The organism is Stenotrophomonas sp. C-A, assembly GCF_054030835.1.
Genome location: NZ_CM132916.1, coordinates 3,749,503 through 3,767,758, shown reverse-complemented (window position 1 = coordinate 3,767,758; position 18,256 = coordinate 3,749,503). Strand labels below are relative to the sequence as shown.

Below are 18,256 nucleotides of genomic sequence, written 5' to 3'. Positions count from 1 at the left end.
AGATGGCAATGTACAGATGGGTAAGCGGCTTCATCAGCTATCGCACGTTCTATATCTGGCGGGCGCGTTATCGCTACTACACACGGAACCTGGATCTGTGGACGCTGATGAGCGGTCTGTGCATCGTCGGTCTACTGCTGGTCCTGTGGTACATGTGGCAGATGCTGGGCGTGCCGCCGCCGCGCATACATCCGGATACAGCGGCGCTGCGCATCGAGGGCGTCACCCACGAGGCGATCCATCGCATCGTGCTGGTGCGCCACGCTGGCAGCACGCGGGGGGCCGAGTTCACCACGCCGGAGGACGTGCGGGCGAGTACGCTGCGCACGATGCGGGTGCGGCAGGTGATGGACAGCGAGGTGGTGTGGCGTCTGAAGGCCGACATGCTGGCGGACATTGCTGACTACATCAACGTCACAGGCGGGTGCTTCCCCTACGACTGCCGGCAGATTCGGGATCGGTTGGATCCTGTGCGCAAGGCCGCTGTGGAGAATGCGCAGATCAATGCCTCACTGGCGACGATCCTGGACGTGCCGCTGGACCAGATGCCGCTCTTGAAGGGCGGCGAGCGTGAGCGGGTGAAGAGTGGGTGGTCGGATACGTTCAACGACGTCTACTTTCAGGCCGGCTTGCTGCGGGACCTGCAGGCCATGCATGCGCAGATGATGCGGGAGTATCCGGAGCGAGCCCCCGCGCCCTGGTTGCCGCGGTTGCTCAGCGACCCGCTGCGCGATACCCGTTTCGTCTGGTAGCGGGAGCATGATGGGCGCCATCTGCCAGAGCAGGTAGCGCAGCTCTTGTAGAGTCGAGCCGCGCTCGGCTGCTCTTCGGTCGGCAATCGGTTGCCTGAAGCACGGTGCGGACCAACGGTCCGCACCCACCAAAGACAGGTACCGCTGCGCTACCGTCACCCGCCGATGTACGCGGTGATCTCCGCCTCGGCCAGCACCTGCCGCAACTGCGCGACAGACGCGCGCCGCATCGGCTTCTCATCCACTGGTGACAGCGGTGCTTGGCGCAGGGCGTCGTACGGCAGTACGGCCAGGTCGAAGGTCAGTTCCTCGGCACTGAACACCCACACCGGCACATCCAGGCAGCGTTCGCGGTCCATGCGCAGGCGGCGCGTCCGTGATTCGGCTGGGATGCCGTGCTCGTCCAGGAAGCGATGCACGGCCTCCGGGTCGTCGCTGTGCAGGTGCAGCTGCACGGGGCTGTTGGCGTCGGCGGTGCCATCCAGCACCGGCCCGGCCAGGCGAGGGGCGAAGCCGTGCAGGAACTCCAGCGCACGCATCGCGGCCTCGCGGCGGCGTTGCAGTTCGTTGCCGTGCTGGGGCCCGGAGAACAGCCGCTGGTACTCGCGCAGGGCGTCTTCGATCTCGGTGTTGCGGGGCAGGGAGGCATCGTCGTGGATGCCGAGCCGGCTGGCGGCCTTCAACTTGGCCTGGTGGTAGTCGCGGATGCCGCCTTCGGCCATCAGGCGGGCGGCTTCGTGGGCGAGGCGGTGGCGACGCTCGCGGGTCTGGCTGGCAGCATGCTGACGGGCGCGATGCATGCGATGACTCCCTGTTGCGACCTGGGTACAGAGTAGCGCAGGGATGTGACATCTGCGTGGGTATGGCGCAGAGATGCCAACCAACGGTTGGCAGCTACCACGGCAAACGGGTGCCGTTGATCCTGTAGAGCCGAGCCCATGCTCGGCTGCTCTATCGCGAGCGCCCGGAGCCGAGCATGGCTCGGCTCTACAAAGGCGGCGCCAACCAAGGTTGGCTGCTACCAAGGCAAAAGGGGGCCGTTGATCCTGTAGAGCCGAGCCCATGCTCGGCTGCTCTACCGCGGGCCACCGGAGCCGAGCATGGGCTCGGCTCTACAAAGGGCAGTGCCAACCAAGGTTGGCACCCACCTGTCCCTTCCTCAGAAGATATCGAACGCGGCGGCGTCGGCCTGCGGCGTATTGAGGTTCAGGTCGTAGTCGGTCAGGCGGTCCATGTCTTCCACCTTCACCCATTCGGTCGCGCCGTTGAGGGTGGCCTGGACCATGCCGCTGGGCGGCTCGTTCTGCGCGATCGGGGTGTCCTTCAGCGCGGTGCGCATGTAGTCGATCCAGATCGGCAGGGCGGCCTTGCCACCGTATTCGCGGTAGCCCAGTGAGCGGAAGTCGTCGCGGCCCACCCACACGGTGGTCACGTACGGGCCGCCGAAGCCGGAGAACCAGGCATCGCGGTGGTCGTTGGTGGAGCCGGTCTTGCCGCCCACGTCCTCGCGGCCGAGCACCTTGGCCTGGGCGCCGGTACCGCGCTGGACCACGTCGCGCATCATCGACACCAGCTGGTAGGCGGTGCGGGCGTCGATCGCGCGCGGGGCGGTGCGGGCATCGGGGTTGACCGGCGCGGCCGGGGTCTCGGCCTTGGCTTCGGCCTTGGCCGCAGCAGCCGGGTCCACCTTCGGGGCCGGGGCGCCGAAGTTGAAGCCGTCCACCACCTGGTTGACCGGCTGGTCGCTGCTGCCGGCGCAGTCGCGGCAGGCCATCGCCGGGTTTTCCTTGAACACCAGGTTGCCGTCGCGGTCGTTCACCTGGTCGATCAGCCAGGTGTCCACGCGCGAGCCGCCGTTGGCGAACACAGCGTAGCCACGGGCCACCGATAGCGGGGTGAGCGACGCCGTACCCAGCGACATCGACAGGTTCGGCGGCAGTTCCGATTCGGCGAAACCAAATTCGCTGATGTACTTGCGCGCGTAGTCCACGCCCATGCCATCAAGCAGGCGCACCGAGACCAGGTTGCGCGACTGCACCAGTGCTTCACGCAGGCGCATCGGGCCGCGGAAGCCGCCGCCGTCGTTCTGCGGCGCCCAGGTCTTGCCGCGGCGGTCGCGGAACACGACCGGGGCGTCGAGCACGATCGAGGCCGGGTTGTAGCCCTTGTCGAAGGCGGCCGCGTAGACGAACGGCTTGAAGCTCGAACCCGGCTGGCGGCGGGCCTGGGTGGCGCGGTTGAACTTGTTGCCGGAGAAGCTGAAGCCACCGACCAGCGCCTTCAGCGCGCCGCTGTGGGCATCCAGCGAGACCAGCGCGGACTGGCCGCGGGGGAGCTGGTCCAGCAGCCACTCACCTTCCTTGGCGCCAGCACGCACGCGCACGATGTCGCCGCGCTGCACCAGCTTGCCCGGGGTCTTGTTGGTCCACTTGGCGGCACCGGCCGGCAGCACGATCTCGCTGCGGTTGGCCAGCACCACGGTGGCGCTGCCATCGGCACCGGTGCTGGCGACGATGGCCGGCAGCAGGCCAGCCTGCCCGAACAGGCCGCGCAGGTGCTCAGCCAGGGCGGCGGCATCTTCGCCGGCACCCACCTGGACCTGCTTCTCCACGCCGTGCCAGCCGTGGCGGTGGTCGTACAGCAGCAGGCCGTCGCGCACCGACTGGTTGGCGGCGGTCTGCAGGGTGGCGTCGATGGTGGTGGTGACGTGGTAGCCCTTGTTGACCACATCGCCGCCGAAGCGGGCGATCATTTCCTGGCGCACCAGCTCGGCCACGTACGGGGCATCGACCTGCACCGGCGGCTCATGCGCGGTGGCGTGCATCGGCACGGCCTTGGCCGCGTCGGCCTCGGCCTGGCTGACGAACTTCAGGTCGGCCATGCGCTGCAGCACATAGTTGTCACGACGCTGGCGGGCACGTTCCGGGTTGGAGATCGGGTTGCCCGAGGACGGGAACTTGGGGATGCCGGCCAGCGAGGCCATTTCGTCCAGGTCCAGCTCGTTCAGCTTCTTGCCGTAGTAGAACTCGGCGGCGGCGGCCACGCCGTAGGCGCGGTTGCCGAAGAAACTCTTGTTCAGGTACAGCTCGAAGATCTCGTCCTTGCTCAGCTCGGACTCGATCTTCCGCGCCAGCAGGATCTCGGCCAGCTTGCGGGTGTAGCTGTACTCGGAGCTGAGGAAGAACTGGCGGGCCACCTGCTGGGTGATGGTGGAGCCACCCGGCACGCGCTTGTCGTTGGTGGTGGCCAGCAGCCACACCGCACGGCCGATGCCCATGTAGTCCACGCCGCCGTGCTCGTAGAAGCGGGCGTCCTCGGTGGCCAGGAAGGCCTGCTTCAGGCGCTCGGGCACGTCCTTCATGGTGATCGGGGTACGCCGGGTCTCGCCGAACACCGCCATCAGCTTGCCGTCGGCAGCGTAGACGTACATCGGCTCCTGCATTTCCACGTCGCGCAGGGTCTGCACGTCGGGAAGCTTGGAGGACACGGCGTAGTACAGACCGCCTACGGCGGCCGCGCCGATCAGCGCCAGGACCAGGACAATCAGGAAGATCCAGCGCAGCCAGCGGCGGAGTCGAGTCATCGGGTTCAGATTCCGATTGCGAATTTCGTGGTCGCAGAGTATAGATTACGCAAGGTGGCGGCTGGGGTCGTCGCCGGGGAGCGCAAGGGGAACAGTCAGGGGCTGCATGGTGAATCCGTGAGGGACTTCACAGCAGGGCCGTTGCCATTTGCTAAGAATACGTTATTAATGCTCGGGCGCAGGTCTTGCGTCCAAGTGCCCGTCGGCAGGGGAGAAACCGTGGGGCTCATCCCAAAAAGTCAGTCGCCGCTTGTGGGCGTCGACATCAGTTCGACTGCGGTAAAGCTTTTGCAGCTGTCCCGCAGTGGCAACCGTTTTCGTGTGGAACATTACGCCGTGGAACCTCTTCCGCCGAACGCGGTGGTGGAGAAGAACATCGTGGAAGTGGAGGCCGTGGGTGAGGCCATCCGCCGTGCGATGAACCGCTCGGGGAGCAAGGCCAAGCTGGCCGCTGCCGCCGTCGCCGGTTCGGCGGTGATCACCAAGGTGATCCCGATGCCGGCCGAGCTCGACGAAAACGACATGGAAGCCCAGATCGAGCTGGAAGCGGTCAACTACATTCCGTACCCGATCGAGGAAGTGAACCTGGACTTCGAGGTGATCGGGGCGATCCCGAACAACCCGGAGATGGTCCAGGTGCTGCTGGCCGCGTCGCGTTCGGAGAACGTGGAACTGCGCCAGTCGGCCCTGGAACTGGGTGGCCTGCAGGCCAAGGTGATGGACGTGGAGGCCTTCGCGGTCGAGAACGCCTATGCCCTGGTGGCCAGCGAGCTGCCGGTGTCCGTCGAGGGCGTGGTCGCGCTGGTCGACATCGGCGCCACCATGACCACCCTCAACGTCCTGCGCGGTGGCCGCAGCCTGTACAGCCGCGAACAGGTGTTCGGTGGCAAGCAGCTGACCGACGAGATCATGCGCCGTTACGGCCTGAGCTACGAGGAAGCCGGCCTGGCCAAGCGCCAGGGCGGGCTGCCGGAAAGCTACGAGATGGAAGTGCTGGAGCCGTTCAAGGAAGCCACGGTCCAGCAGATCAGCCGCCTGCTGCAGTTCTTCTATGCAGGCAGCGAGTTCAACCGCGTTGACCACATCGTGCTGGCCGGCGGCTGCGCCGTGCTCGGCGGGCTGCCGGAAATGGTCGAGGAACAGCTGGGCGTGCCGACCGTGGTCGCCAACCCGCTGGCGCAGATGACCCTGGGGCCGAAGGTGAACGCCCATGCGCTGGCCCAGGATGCCCCCGCGCTGATGATCGCCACCGGTCTGGCGCTGAGGAGCTTCGACTGATGGCACGCATCAATCTATTGCCCTGGCGCGCCGAGCGGCGCAAGCAACGCCAGCGCGAGTTCTACGCAATGCTGGGCATGGCCGCTGTCGGTGGCCTGCTGCTGTCGCTGGTGATCTGGTTCTATTACGACCGCCAGGTGAGCGGCCAGATGGACCGCAACGCCTATCTGGAAGCCGAGATCGAAAAGGTCAAGGAACAGAACAAGGAGATCGACCGCCTCGACGCGCAGAAGGAACGCCTGCTGGCCCGCAAGAAGGTCATTGAGGAACTGCAGGCCAAGCGCTCGCAGATGGTGCACCTGTTCGATGCGCTGGTGCGCACGATTCCCGATGGCCTGGTGCTGACCGCGCTGAAGCAGGAAGGCGACGTGCTGACCCTGGAAGGCCGCACCCAGTCCAACGCCCGTGTTTCGGCGTACATGCGCAACCTGGAGACCTCCGGCTGGATGACCAACCCGGAACTGTCGATCATCGAAGCGCGTGATCCCGAGAAGGACAAGGACGGCAAGGTTGGCCCGCTGGCCGACATCAAGGCGCTGCCCTATGTGTTCGTGGTCAAGGTGAAGCTGCCGGCGCAGAGTGAGGAAGTGGCCGGTACGCCAGGCCTCAACGCGGACGGTTCGGTGGCAACGCCGGCTCCGCCCGCAGTGGCCCCGCTTGCCGCCGGCCCGGATGCAGCGGCGCCCGCTGCACCGGCCGCAGGCCAGCCCGCTGCTGCTCCGGCTGCACCCGCCCCCGCCGCCGCTCCGGTCAATGCACCTGCTGCCACCCCGGCCGCGCCGAACCAGCCGGCAGCCCCGGCTGCCAAGCCTGCGCCGAAGCCCGAGGGCAGCCGCCTGGCGCAGCCGCCGCAGGCCTTCAACGCCCCGCTGCAGGGGGATCGCGCATGAGCCAGAAAATCGATCTGAAGAACCTGGATTTCAACGACATCGGCAACTGGCCGCAGAAGGCCAAGATCGTCTTCTGCTCGCTGTTGGCGCTGGTGATCATGTTCGTTGCGTGGATGCTGCTGATCAGTGGCAAGCGCGAGGAACTGGCCGGCCTGGAATCGAAGGAAGTCGACCTGCGTGCCGAGTTCACCAAGCAGCAGGAGCGCGCGGTGAACCTGGCGCCGCTGAAGCAGCAGCTGGCACAGATGGAACAGGTGCTGCAGCAGATGCTGCGGCAGTTGCCCAGCAAGACCGAAATGCCGGACCTGATCATCGACATCTCGCAGACGGCGTTGTCCAGCGGCCTGACCAACGAGCTGTTCGAGCCGGAGCAGGAGCAGGTCAAGGAGTTCTACGCCGAAAAGCCGATCAAGCTGCGCATGGTGGGCAGTTACCACCAGTTCGGTGCTTTCGTCAGTGGCGTGGCGTCGCTGCCGCGCGTGGTCATCCTGACCATGCACGACATCAACCTCAAGCCCAAGGACAAGGCCAGCGGCAACGCCCGCAGCGGTGCGCTGGAGCTGTCCGGCACGGTCAAGACCTATCGCTATCTGGATGAGACCGAGGTGCAGGCACAGCAGGCGGCTGACGCCGGCAAGGAGGAGAAGAAGTGATCCGTTCCCTCTTTGCGCGTTGTGGGATGGCTGCCGTCGTTCTGATGCTGGCTGCGTGCGGCCGCGATGTGACCAGCACGCCGGGTGATGCGCCGAACCTTGAAAAGTGGGTGGAAGGCGAGCGTGCCCGACCGGCGCAGCCGCTGGAGCCGCTGCCGGTGATGCAGCAGTTCGAAACCTTCGAATACTCCGCACAGGGTCTGCGCGACCCGTTCACCGATGCCTGGACCAATCCGCAGCAGGGGAATGGCGGATTGCGTCCGGATCCGAACCGGCGCAAGGAGCCGCTGGAAGGCTTCCCGCTGGATGCACTGGACATGGTCGGTACCATCGGCACCGGCGCCGCTACCGTGGCGCTGGTGATGGGGCCGGACAAGGTGACCTACCGGGTACGCCCGGGTGGGTACCTTGGGCAGAGCGACGGGCGGGTCACGGCGGTCTTCGAGGACCACGTGGAGCTGATCGAACTGGTGCCGGATGGCGCGGGCGGCTGGCTGGAACGGCCGGCAACGCTCTCGCTTGAAGATCAATGATCGTTTACTGGGGATAGCACGATGACCTTTCACCAAGCCAAGGGGCTGCGTCCCATCCGGCGCTCTACCTTGAACCGTGTCAGCGCGTTGGGAGTCGCGCTGATGCTGGCCTGCGCTCCGGCGCTGGCCGCCGCACCGGCCGAGAAGCCGGTGGGCGCCACCGTGGCACCGGCGGCAGCGCCGGCGGGCCTGTCGGTGGCCAAGATCGATTTCAAGCGCGGCGATGATGGCGCCGGGCGCCTGATCGTCCAGTTCGACGGCCAGGGCGCGGTGCCGGACCTGCGGACGCAGGGCAACAGCGTGGTGGTCGATGTCGGTAACGCCCGACTGCCGGCCAACCTGCAGAAGCCGATGAACGTCACCGACTTCGCCACGCCGGTGCAGCGCATCGACGCCAAGCCGTCCGGTGCCGGTACCCAGCTGGTGCTCAGTACCGGTGGCGCGGTGGAGTCGCTGGCCTACCAGAGCGGCAACGAGTACGTGGTGGAGATCAGCCCGCGGCAGGCGCCCGCCGCGGTGGGCGCGGTCACCGCCGGCAGCGTCACCCAGGCCGCCAAGGCGGTGGGGCAGCGTGGCTTCACCGGCAAGCCGGTGACCTTCAACTTCCAGGACGTGCCGGTGCGCACCGTGCTGCAGTTGATCGCCGAAGAATCCAATCTCAACGTGGTGGCGTCCGATTCGGTACAGGGCAATGTGACCCTGCGCCTGGTCAACGTGCCGTGGGACCAGGCGCTGGACATCGTGCTGCGTGCCAAGGGCCTGGACAAGCGTCGCGATGGCAGCGTGATCTGGGTCGCTCCGCAGGCTGAGCTGGCCAAGTTCGAGCAGGAGAAGGAAGACGCGCGCATCGCCATCGAGAACCGCGAAGACCTGGTCACCGATTACGTCCAGATCAACTACCACAGCGCCACGCAGATCTTCAAAGCGCTGACCGAGGCCAAGGGCATCGGTGGCGGCAGTGGTGGCGGCAATGGCGGTGGTGGCGGTTCGTCGCAGGAAGACAGTGGTTTCCTGTCCTCGCGCGGCCGTATCGTGGCCGACGAGCGCACCAACACGCTGATGATCAGCGACATCCCGAAGAAGATCGCGCGCATGCGTGAGCTGATCGGCGTGATCGACCGCCCGGTCGACCAGGTGCTGATCGAAAGCCGCATTGTCATCGCCACCGATACCTTCGCCCGCGAGCTGGGTGCGAAGTTCGGCATCAGCGGCAGCCGCGACAACGTGTACTTCAGCGGCAGCCTTGCTGCCAACGAGGAAACCCGCAAGTCGCAGGTCGATACGGCACTGGCCAACGCCAAGGCGGTCCGTGAGTGGCAGGCCGGTGGCAGCGTCGGCCCGGCGCCGGTTCCCAGTGGCCCGACCATCAAGCGCGGCCTGAACTGGAACCTGCCGGTGGCTACGGCCAGCAATCCGGGTTCGTTGGCGCTGTCGATCCTCAACGCTGGCTACCTGCTGGACGTGGAGCTGTCGGCCATGCAGGAAGAGTCGCGAGGTGAGGTGATCTCCAACCCGCGCGTGGTCACCACCAACCAGCGCGAGGCGATGATCAAGCAGGGCAAGGAAATCGGCTACGTCACCATCAGCGGCACCGGTGCTGCCGGTGGCGCCGGTTCCACCCCGAACGTGCAGTTCAAGGAAGTGGTGCTGGAACTGCGGGTGACCCCGACCATCACCAACGACAACCGCGTGTTCCTCAACATGCAGGTGAAGAAGGATGAAGTCGACCGCCTGATCGAGCTGCAGGGCTACGGCACGGTGCCGTCGATCAACCGCCGCGAGGTCAACACCGCGGTGCTGGTCGAGGATGGGCAGACCGTGGTCATCGGTGGTGTGTACGAGTTCACCGACCGCAGCAGCATCAGCAAGGTGCCGTTCCTGGGCGACGTGCCGTTCCTGGGCAACCTGTTCAAGAAGCGTGGCCGCAACAAGGACAAGGCCGAGCTGCTGGTGTTCGTGACGCCGAAGGTGTTGCGCGTGGCCAAGCAGAACTGAGCCCGCGCCACCCGCGAAACGAAGAAGGGCCGCCATGCGCGGCCCTTCTTCGTTTCCACCCTTAGATCCACGCCATGCGTGGATGGGCCGTTCAGCCGTTCTTGATGCCAATCGCAGGGCACCCTGCGATGATGTCGGGAACCCGTGCCGTCCCGCGCCGGTCAAAGGCCCCCATGAACCTGCCACCGCCGATGCCCGAAACCGTCTCGCCGCCGCCCGCGCCGGCCACCTCCCGCCTGCATGGCGCCTTCACCCAGCTGCGCGATGCCCTGTCGGCCGAGATCGTCGGCCAGGCGGCACTGGTCGAACGCCTGCTGATCGCGCTGCTGGCCGATGGCCACCTGCTGGTGGAAGGCGCTCCGGGCCTGGCCAAGACCACGGCGATCCGCGCGCTGGCCTCGCGCCTGGAAGCTGACTTCGCCCGCGTGCAGTTCACCCCGGACCTGCTGCCGGCCGACCTGACCGGCACCGAGATATGGCGTCCGCAGGAAGGTCGCTTCGAATTCGTACCCGGACCGATCTTCCACCCGATCCTGCTGGCCGATGAAATCAACCGCGCGCCAGCCAAGGTGCAGTCCGCACTGCTGGAAGCGATGGGCGAGCGCCAGGTTACCGTTGGCCGCCACACCTACGCGCTGCCGCCGCTGTTCCTGGTGATGGCCACGCAGAACCCGATCGAACAGGAAGGCACCTTCCCGCTGCCGGAAGCACAGCTGGACCGCTTCCTGATGCATGTGCGCATCGGCTACCCGGACCAGGCTGCCGAATCGGAGATCCTGCGCCTGGCCCGCGAGCGCGCCCGTGGCGCACTGGGCGAAGCCGCACCGGCGCCGGAAAAGCTGCCGATGCAGGATGTGTTCGATGCCCGCCGCGAAGTGCTGGACCTGCACATGGCGCCGGCGCTGGAGCGCTACCTGATCGAGCTGGTGCTGGCTTCGCGTGATCCGGCGCGCTATGACGCTGGCCTTGGCCGCCGCATTGCCTGGGGCGCCAGCCCGCGCGGTTCCATCGCACTGGAACGCTGCGCGCGTGCGCGCGCCTGGCTGGCCGGCCGCGATTTCGTCACCCCTGATGATGTGCGTGCGGTCGCTGCCGACGTGCTGCGCCATCGCGTGCTGCCCAGCTACGAAGCTACTGCCGAAGGCTGGGATGGCGAACGCCTGGTGCAGGAGCTGCTGGCCCGGGTGCCGGCACCCTGAGCCTGCGCATGACCGATCCATCCCTGCACCACGCCTCCTCCGTCAGCGACGGTGACGGGCTGCGCCCGCAGCTGTCCGAGCTGGTGGCGCTGCGCCGCCTTGCACAGCGTCCGCCGCCGCCACGCCGTGGCCGTGCCGGCAACGTCGGGCAGGCGCCGTCACCGCTGCGTGGGCGTGGCATGGAATATGCCGAGTCACGCGAGTACGTGGCCGGTGATGATGCGCGGCATATCGACTGGCGGGTGACCGCACGGACCGGTCGTGCCCACACCAAACTGTTCCAGGCCGAACGCGAGCGGGTCAGCCTGATCGTGGCCGATACCTCGCCGGCCCTGTACTTCGGCACCCGCGTGCGCTTCAAATCGGTGCAGGCCGCACGTGCAGGCGCCGTCGCCGCGTGGTCGGCGCAACGTCGTGGCGATCGCATCGGAGCCCTGCGTGGCAGCGACCGTGAACCACCGATCGCACCGGCAGGAGGCCCGCGCGGCGTGCTGCGCGTGCTGGATGCGCTCACCCGCTGGTATGCGCAGCCCCCGGCCGATGACCTTGGCCTGGAACGCGCGCTGGACCATGCCGGTCGCGTCCTGCGCCCCGGTGCACGTGTGCTGGTGCTGGCCGATCCGCAGCAGGCCATCCGTATTCCGCCTGCGCGCTGGAGCGCGTTGGCCCAGCACCATGACCTCAGCCTGGTGCTGCTGGTCGATCCATTGGAACTGCAGCCTCCGTCGGCCGCGCTGCAGTTCCAGACCCTGCACCAGCGCATCGGCCTCGACCTGCGCCGCAGCGAAGTGCAGGCGCACTGGCAGGCGCATTTTGTCGAGCCGCTGCAGGAACTGCGGCGCCAGCTCGGCGCGCGCCGCGTCGACGTACAGGTGCTGTCCACCGATGCGCCTAGCGATGCCTGGCTGGCACCATCACCCACCGAGGTGCCGGCATGAGCGCGAACCTGCCGCTGCGCGATGTGCAGCTGCCGCCGGCCCCATCGTGGTGGCCACCGGCACCGGGCTATCTGATGATCGGCGGCGTGGTGCTGCTGTTGCTGGTGGCGATGGCCTTCCTGTGGTGGCAGCGCCGCCGACGCCGCCAGCGCTGGTTGCAGCTGTTTGATCAGGAGCTGGCAACCACCGCCGATGCGGCTGCCGAACTGGCGGCGATCGCAGGGCTGCTGCGTCGCGCTGCACGCCAGGCACAGCCCGGCAGTGAATCCCTGCGCGATGACGCCTGGTGGCAGCGCGTGGATCCGGAAGGCACGCTGCCCGCGGCACGTCGCAGTCTGCTGGCCGAAGGTGCCTATCGCCCGCGGGTGGACGCCAACGATGTGGCGGCGCTGCGCAGCTGGGCGCGCGAGCGCTACCTGGCCATGCTACTGGAGCGCCGCCGATGAACCTGCTGGCAAGTTACTGGCCATGGCCGGACCTGCAGCTGGCGTGGCCGCTGGCCCTGCTGGCGCTGCCGTTGCCGTTGCTGATGCGCTGGTGGAAGCGTCGTGCCGACCCCGGCGCTGCGCTGCGCGTGCCCTATGCAGCGACGGAACTGGAAGCGCTGGCCGGTGGCGGCCGCGTCGATGTGTCGTGGCTGCGCACGCTGCTGTTGTGGCTGGGCTGGTGCGCGCTGTGCATCGCACTCACGCGCCCGCAGCAGTTGGGCGAGGCCATCACCCCGCCGCAGCAGGGCCGGCAGATGATGCTGGCGATGGACGTGTCCGGCAGCATGGGCGAGGGCGACATGGTGCTGGGCGGGCAGGCGGTGGATCGCCTGACCGCGGCCAAGGCCGTGCTCGCCGATTTCCTTGATCGTCGTGCCGGTGATCGCATCGGCCTGCTGATCTTCGGCGACCGCGCCTACACGCTTACGCCGCTTACTGCCGATCTGGCCAGCGTGCGCGACCAGCTGCGCGACAGCGTGGTCGGCCTGGCCGGGCGCGAGACGGCCATCGGTGATGCCATCGGCCTGGCAGTGAAACGCCTGCGCAGCCAACCGGAGGGGCAGCGCGTGCTGATCCTGCTGACCGACGGCGTCAGCAACGCCGGGGTGCTGGAGCCGCTGCGTGCGGCGGAAGTGGCCCGCGCCGAAGGTGTACGCATCCACACCGTCGCGTTTGGTGGCGATGGCAGCATGCGCCTGTTCGGCATTCCCATTTCCGCCGACCAGGATCCGGTCGACGAGGCCACGTTGAAAAAGATTGCCAGCATGACCGGTGGCCAGTTCTTCCGCGCCCGCGATACCGCGCAGCTGGCCGGCATCTACGCCGAACTGGACCGGCTGGAGCCGATCGCGGCGAAGGGGCCAAGCCTGCGACCGCGCGAGGAGCGCTATGCCTGGCCGTTGGGCCTGGCGTTGTTGCTGGGTGCGTTGGCATGGGTGTGGCCGGAGCGCCGCCGATGATCGCGTTGGCATCCCATCTTCCCGACTGGAATGCGCTGCACTTCCTGCGCCCGGAATGGCTGTGGGCCTTGCTGGCATTGCCGCTGATCCTCGCGCTGGCGTTGTACCGGCAGCGGCGCAGCGATGTGTGGCGAACAGCAGTCGATGCCCACCTGTTGCCGCATCTGCTGGCTGCGGGCACGCGCCGCCGTGCACGCCTGCCCTGGGCCGTGCTGCTGGGCGGGACGCTGGCCTCGCTGGCCATGGCCGGGCCGAGCTGGCGCCAGCAGGCACAGCCGATGTTCCAGGCCAGCGCACCGCTGCTGGTCGTGCTGGATCTGTCCAGCCGGATCAATGCCACCGACCTGCCGCCGTCGCGCCTGCTGCAGGCCCGGGCGAAAGTGGGTGAGCTGCTGCGTGCCCGCCAGGGCGGACAGGTGGGCCTGGTGGTCTACGCCGAGGATGCCTACACCGTGGCGCCGCTGACCGACGACGGCAGCAACGTTGCGCTGTATCTGGACGCGTTGTCGCCGGATGTGATGCCACGTGACGGCCAGCGTGCCGACCGCGGTATCGACTGGGCGACGCGGTTGATGCGCCAGATCGGGGCATTGCGGGGGCAGATCCTGCTGGTGAGCGATCAGGCGGATGATGAAGCGGCACTGGCCGCCGCGCAGGCGCGCAGCCTCGGCCTGCAGGTGTCGGTACTGGGCCTGGGCACAGCTGCCGGTGCGGCGTACCGGGATGGCAGTGGGCAGATCCGCCAGGCTGCGCTGGATGAAGGCAGCCTGCGTGCGGTGGCTACCGCCGGTGGTGGCCGTTATGCACGCATCGCCGCCGATGACAGTGATCTGCGCGCACTGGGTGTACTGGATGCACGCGAAGGTACTGCGGCGCAGCGGCCCGGCGAGGGCAAGCAATGGCGTGATGAAGGGTTCTGGCTGCTGCCACCGGTGATGCTGCTGGCGCTGCTGGCCTTCCGCCGCCGCGCGCTGCTGGCGGCGGTGCTGGCGGTGGGCCTGCTGCCGTGGATGAGTGATGTGCAGGCGCAGGCACCCGCCGTGCCGGCTTCACCGCCAGCGCAGGGCACACTGTGGAAGCGCGCCGACCAGGTGCAGCACCAGCGTCTGGCCGAAGGTGCGCAGGCGTACCGCAATGGCGATTTCGCCAGTGCCCGCAAGCAGTTCGAGGGCATCGACAGCGATGCGGGCTGGTACAACCTGGCCAATGCACTGGCCCGCCAAGGCAACTACGACGAAGCCATTGCCGCCTACGACCGCGCGCTGGCACTGCATCCCGGCATGGCCGACGCGGTCGCCAACCGTGCCGTGGTCGATGCCGCGCGCAAGCGCAAGCAGTCGGGTGGCAAAGGCCAGGATCAGCAGAAACCACCGCAGAACGGGCAGCAGAAACCACCGCAGAACGGCCAGGGGCAGCAGAATCCCCAGGGCCAGCAGCCGCAGCAGGGCCAGCAGAATCCCGGCCAGGGCCAGCCGCAACCGGGCCAGCAGGGGCAGCCCAGGCCCGGTGACGACAAGAACCCGTCGAGCCCGCAGCCCGGCGAGCGTGGCCGCGATGGACAGCAGGCGCCACCCCAGGTGGAGGATGCCAAGGCGCAGGCGCAGGCGGATGAGCAGCAGCGCCAGCGCATGCAGCAGGCAATGCAGCAGGCACGTGAAGGCAAGGGCGAACAGGATGGCAAGCCCGTGCCGGGTAGTGACGGCAGCACCCCGCGCCAACGCGAGGAGCAACAGGCGGTGGAGGCATGGATGCGGCGCGTGCCGGATGATCCGGGCGCACTGCTGCGGGCCAAGTTCCAGCTGGAAAACGAACGCAGGAAGAGGGAAGGGCGATGACGCGGGCGATCAACATGCACGGGCGCTGGCCACTGCAGGTACTGGCGGCACTGCTGCTGTGGCTGCCGATGCTGGCCTGGGCGCAGCCGCGCGCGTGGCTGGACCGCGACCGCATTGCGATGGGTGAGACGGTCACCCTCAATGTCGAGAGCGATCAGGGCGCACCAGACTTCACGCCGTTGCGTACCGACTTCGATCTCAGCGGCCAGACCAGCAGCCGTCAGGTGGAGTGGAGCAATGGCAGCATGCAGCAGCGCAATCTGTATGGCGTGGCACTCACGCCGCGGCGTAGCGGTGCACTGGTGGTGCCGGGCCTGCAGGTGGGCAGCGTGCGTACCGCGCCGCTGACCCTGCAGGTGGATGCCGCTGCCGTGGCCGGCCCCGACAGCAACGCGGTGGCCTTCATCGAAACCGTTGTCGATGACCAGACGCCGTATGTGCAGCAGAGCGTAGGCGTGGTGGTGCGGTTGTATTTCGCCTCGCAGCTGGCCTCCGGCGAACTGGTGCTGGATACCCCGGCAGGTGCGTCGTTGCAGCGGGTGGGCGATGACCGCACCGATGTGCGGCAGGTCAACGGCCGCCGCTACAACGTGGTCGAACGGCGCTTCCTGCTGATTCCTGAGCGCAGCGGTGCACTTCGGCTGGCCGGTGCGCGTTTCAGTGGACGCAGTGCCGGTGGCTTCTTCGACGACTTCTTTGGCGGCGGCGACGGGCGGATGAATGCCACCGGCGCCGACCGCACGTTGCAGGTACAGGCACAGCCGGCACAGGCGCCGCAGCCGTGGCTGCCGCTGCAGGGCCTGCAGCTGCGCTACACCAGTGCACCGACCAGCGCACGTACCGGTGAGGCGGCCAACGTGGTGGTCGAGGCGATTGCCGACGGTGCCACCCGCGCGCAGTTCACCGACCTGCCGGTGCCCGACGTTGGCAGCGCCGCGCAGGTGTTCGCCGAACCGGCGCAGTACGAAGAGACCTTCAACGGCAGCACGCCGCGGCTGAAGATCACCCGCCGTTACTCGATCGTGCCGCGCCAGCCGGGTTCGCTGGTGGTGCCGGGGCCGCGCCTGCCGTGGTGGGATGTGCGTGCAGGCAAGCCACAGGAAGCGAAGCTGCCGGACCTGACGCTGGCGGTTGCCGCTGGCAGTGGCGGCGGTAACGCTTCACCTGCATCGCTGCCACCGATCGACACCACGGCGGCGCTGCCGGGCAGTGATGACCAGGACAGCCGCATCGCCGCGACCGATCCGCGCGCCAGTGGCCTGGCAGAGCGTCCGTGGCCATGGATGGGCGCCGCCATCGGTCTGGCGCTGCTGTGGCTGCTGACCCTGTTGTGGGGCTGGCAGCGTGGCCGTCGCCCGCGCGTGGCGTCGCCTGAGGCGGGCAGGGGGGCTGTGCCGGCTGTGGCGACTGGACGTGCCGGCCTGGCCGAACTGCGCCGCGCGCTGGATGGTGAAGGCTTCGATCAGGTAGAAGCTCAGCTGTGCGCGATGGCCGGCGTTGAACGCATCGAGCAGGTCATCGCGCGGTTGGATGACCCGGCCCAGCGCCAGGTGCTGCAGGACCTGCAGCAGGCCCGCTGGGGCGGGCAGGGTGATCTGGCGCCGCTGCGCACGCGCCTGCGCGAGGTCTTCCGTGACGGACCGCACTGGTCGGCGGCGGCGATCACCGCTGACACTGGCCTGGCGCCGCTGTATCCACCGCGGCGAACCTGAACCGGCGCCGCTTGCGCGCTTTGTTAGAGTGCATTCATTTTTCGAGGAAACCCGCGCATGACAGCAGCTGCTGCCGACAAGAAGAAGTTGCCCCTGCATTGGAAGATGGGCATCGGCTTTGCGATCGGCCTGATCCTGGGACTGATCGTGCACGCCCTGGGTGGCAGCGTCGATGGTCTGCAGGCCGGTGCCAAGTGGGTAATGGACTACATCACCACCCCGGCGTCGGGCCTGTTCCTCAACCTGATCTTCATGCTGATCGTGCCGCTGATCTTCTCGGCGCTGATCATGGGCGTGTCGGAGATGGGCGACATCCGCGCCCTCGGCCGCATCGGCTGGAAGACCCTGGCGTATACCGTGCTGCTGTCCGGCATTGCCGTGGGCATCGGCCTGGTGCTGGTCAACCTGCTCAAGCCGGGCGCGGGCGTCGATCCGCAGGTCGCCGCGATGATGCTGTCGGAGAACGCCGAGCGCAGCAAGGAAATCGTTGCTGGCATCCATGGCACGCCGAAGGGCATGGACATGCTGCTGTCGATCGTGCCGAGCAACGTGCTGCAGGCGGCGTCTGACAACGGCGCGATCCTGTCGCTGATGTTCTTCGCGCTGATGTTCGGCATCGGCATGGTGCTGACCGACAACGAGAAGGTCGCACCGCTGCGCCGCGCCATCGAAGGCGTGTTCGAAATCTCGATGACCCTGATCAACCTGGTCATCCGCCTGGCCCCGTATGCGGTGGCCTGCTTCATGTTCAACCTGGCCGCGCTGTTCGGCTTCGAGCTGATCATCCGCCTCGGTGCCTACGTGGGCGTGGTGGTGCTGGCGCTGGGCCTGCACATGATCGTGACCTACGGCACCGCCGTGTGGCTGTCCGGCCGTTCGCCGCTGTCGTTCTTCCGCGATACCCAGGAAGCGACGGTGATGGCGTTCTCCACCGCCTCCAGCAACGCCACCCTGCCGACCGCACTGCGCGTGGCCGACCAGATGGGCCTGCCGCAGCGCGTGTCGCGCTTCGTGCTGACCGTGGGCGCCACCGCCAACCAGAACGGCACCGCGCTGTTCGAGGGCGTGACGGTGATCTTCCTGGCCCAGTTCTTTGGCGTGGACCTGAGCATCGGCCAGCAGATCATGGTGATGGCGGTCTGCATCCTCGGTGGCATCGGTACCGCTGGCGTGCCGTCCGGCTCGTTGCCGGTGGTGGCGATGATCTGCGCGATGGTGGGCGTGAACCCGCTGGGCATCGGCCTGATCCTGGGCGTGAACCACTTCCTGGACATGTGCCGTACCGCGCTGAACGTGACCGGCGACCTGGCCCTGACCACGCTGGTGGCCAAGGGCGAGTCCCACGATGGCCCGGCGCTGGGCCCGCAGCAGGACTGAGTCCGGAGCCACTGCTGGTGACCTGATCGGGGTCGGATTCCTTTCCGCAAGGAAAGGGATCCGA

General features: G+C 67.5%; 15 protein-coding genes. 13 read left to right on the top strand and 2 right to left on the bottom strand.

The features are described from left to right. The first annotated feature begins 8 nt into the window (after nt 1–8). The gene (locus tag ACW5IY_RS17565; protein WP_049437127.1) at nt 9–752 is read left to right on the top strand and encodes a hypothetical protein; all 744 of its coding nucleotides are present in this window, start codon (nt 9–11) and stop codon (nt 750–752) included. Between the two features lie 155 nt (nt 753–907). Here the strand turns inward: ACW5IY_RS17565 and ACW5IY_RS17560 are convergent, their stop codons facing one another. Continuing rightward, on the bottom strand, nt 908–1,552 hold the full coding sequence (locus tag ACW5IY_RS17560) for a hypothetical protein (RefSeq protein ID WP_012511978.1): 645 nt from the start codon (nt 1,550–1,552) through the stop codon (nt 908–910). A gap of 359 nt (nt 1,553–1,911) precedes the next feature. Next, complete coding sequence (locus ACW5IY_RS17555; RefSeq protein ID WP_049486874.1) at nt 1,912–4,335, bottom strand: penicillin-binding protein 1A; 2,424 nt, start codon at nt 4,333–4,335, stop codon at nt 1,912–1,914. A gap of 219 nt (nt 4,336–4,554) precedes the next feature. On the opposite strand from ACW5IY_RS17555, the gene ACW5IY_RS17550 reads away from it, so the two are divergent. The 12 genes from ACW5IY_RS17550 (at nt 4,555) to ACW5IY_RS17495 (ending at nt 18,192) form a co-directional block, all read left to right on the top strand. Beyond that, nucleotides 4,555–5,613: a type IV pilus assembly protein PilM gene (locus tag ACW5IY_RS17550; RefSeq protein ID WP_049437125.1), complete on the top strand. Its 1,059-nt coding sequence runs from the start codon at nt 4,555–4,557 to the stop codon at nt 5,611–5,613. Next, nucleotides 5,613–6,503 carry a PilN domain-containing protein gene (locus ACW5IY_RS17545; protein WP_010484062.1) on the top strand — a complete coding sequence of 297 codons (891 nt, stop codon included), beginning with the start codon at nt 5,613–5,615 and terminating at the stop codon, nt 6,501–6,503. The genes ACW5IY_RS17550 and ACW5IY_RS17545 overlap by 1 nt, the downstream gene beginning before the upstream one ends. Continuing rightward, nucleotides 6,500–7,156 (top strand): type IV pilus inner membrane component PilO, encoded by a 657-nt coding sequence (locus tag ACW5IY_RS17540; RefSeq protein ID WP_049410131.1) that lies wholly within the window; start codon nt 6,500–6,502, stop codon nt 7,154–7,156. The genes ACW5IY_RS17545 and ACW5IY_RS17540 overlap by 4 nt, the downstream gene beginning before the upstream one ends. Before the next feature lie 26 nt (nt 7,157–7,182). Further along, a complete protein-coding gene (locus ACW5IY_RS17535) occupies nt 7,183–7,689 on the top strand; it encodes a pilus assembly protein PilP (RefSeq protein WP_010484064.1) in 507 nt (168 codons plus the stop codon). A gap of 21 nt (nt 7,690–7,710) precedes the next feature. Further along, on the top strand, nt 7,711–9,684 hold the full coding sequence (locus ACW5IY_RS17530) for a type IV pilus secretin PilQ (RefSeq protein ID WP_049437119.1): 1,974 nt from the start codon (nt 7,711–7,713) through the stop codon (nt 9,682–9,684). Between the two features lie 173 nt (nt 9,685–9,857). Next, nucleotides 9,858–10,883, top strand: coding sequence for an AAA family ATPase (locus tag ACW5IY_RS17525; protein WP_019659996.1), 1,026 nt, complete (start codon nt 9,858–9,860; stop codon nt 10,881–10,883). An 8-nt stretch (nt 10,884–10,891) separates the two neighbouring features. After that, on the top strand, nt 10,892–11,821 hold the full coding sequence (locus ACW5IY_RS17520) for a DUF58 domain-containing protein (protein ID WP_049437115.1): 930 nt from the start codon (nt 10,892–10,894) through the stop codon (nt 11,819–11,821). Next, entirely contained in the window at nt 11,818–12,267 is a 450-nt protein-coding gene (locus ACW5IY_RS17515; protein WP_010484068.1) for a DUF4381 family protein, read from the top strand. Before ACW5IY_RS17520 ends, ACW5IY_RS17515 begins: the two co-directional genes overlap by 4 nt. Further along, nucleotides 12,264–13,268 carry a vWA domain-containing protein gene (locus ACW5IY_RS17510; protein ID WP_019338744.1) on the top strand — a complete coding sequence of 335 codons (1,005 nt, stop codon included), beginning with the start codon at nt 12,264–12,266 and terminating at the stop codon, nt 13,266–13,268. The genes ACW5IY_RS17515 and ACW5IY_RS17510 overlap by 4 nt, the downstream gene beginning before the upstream one ends. After that, nucleotides 13,265–15,103 (top strand): tetratricopeptide repeat protein, encoded by a 1,839-nt coding sequence (locus ACW5IY_RS17505; protein ID WP_049437220.1) that lies wholly within the window; start codon nt 13,265–13,267, stop codon nt 15,101–15,103. Before ACW5IY_RS17510 ends, ACW5IY_RS17505 begins: the two co-directional genes overlap by 4 nt. Further along, the gene (locus ACW5IY_RS17500; protein WP_049437112.1) at nt 15,100–16,815 is read left to right on the top strand and encodes a BatD family protein; all 1,716 of its coding nucleotides are present in this window, start codon (nt 15,100–15,102) and stop codon (nt 16,813–16,815) included. Before ACW5IY_RS17505 ends, ACW5IY_RS17500 begins: the two co-directional genes overlap by 4 nt. A gap of 57 nt (nt 16,816–16,872) precedes the next feature. Beyond that, on the top strand, nt 16,873–18,192 hold the full coding sequence (locus tag ACW5IY_RS17495) for a dicarboxylate/amino acid:cation symporter (RefSeq protein ID WP_005410848.1): 1,320 nt from the start codon (nt 16,873–16,875) through the stop codon (nt 18,190–18,192). Nucleotides 18,193–18,256: the final 64 nt, after the last annotated feature.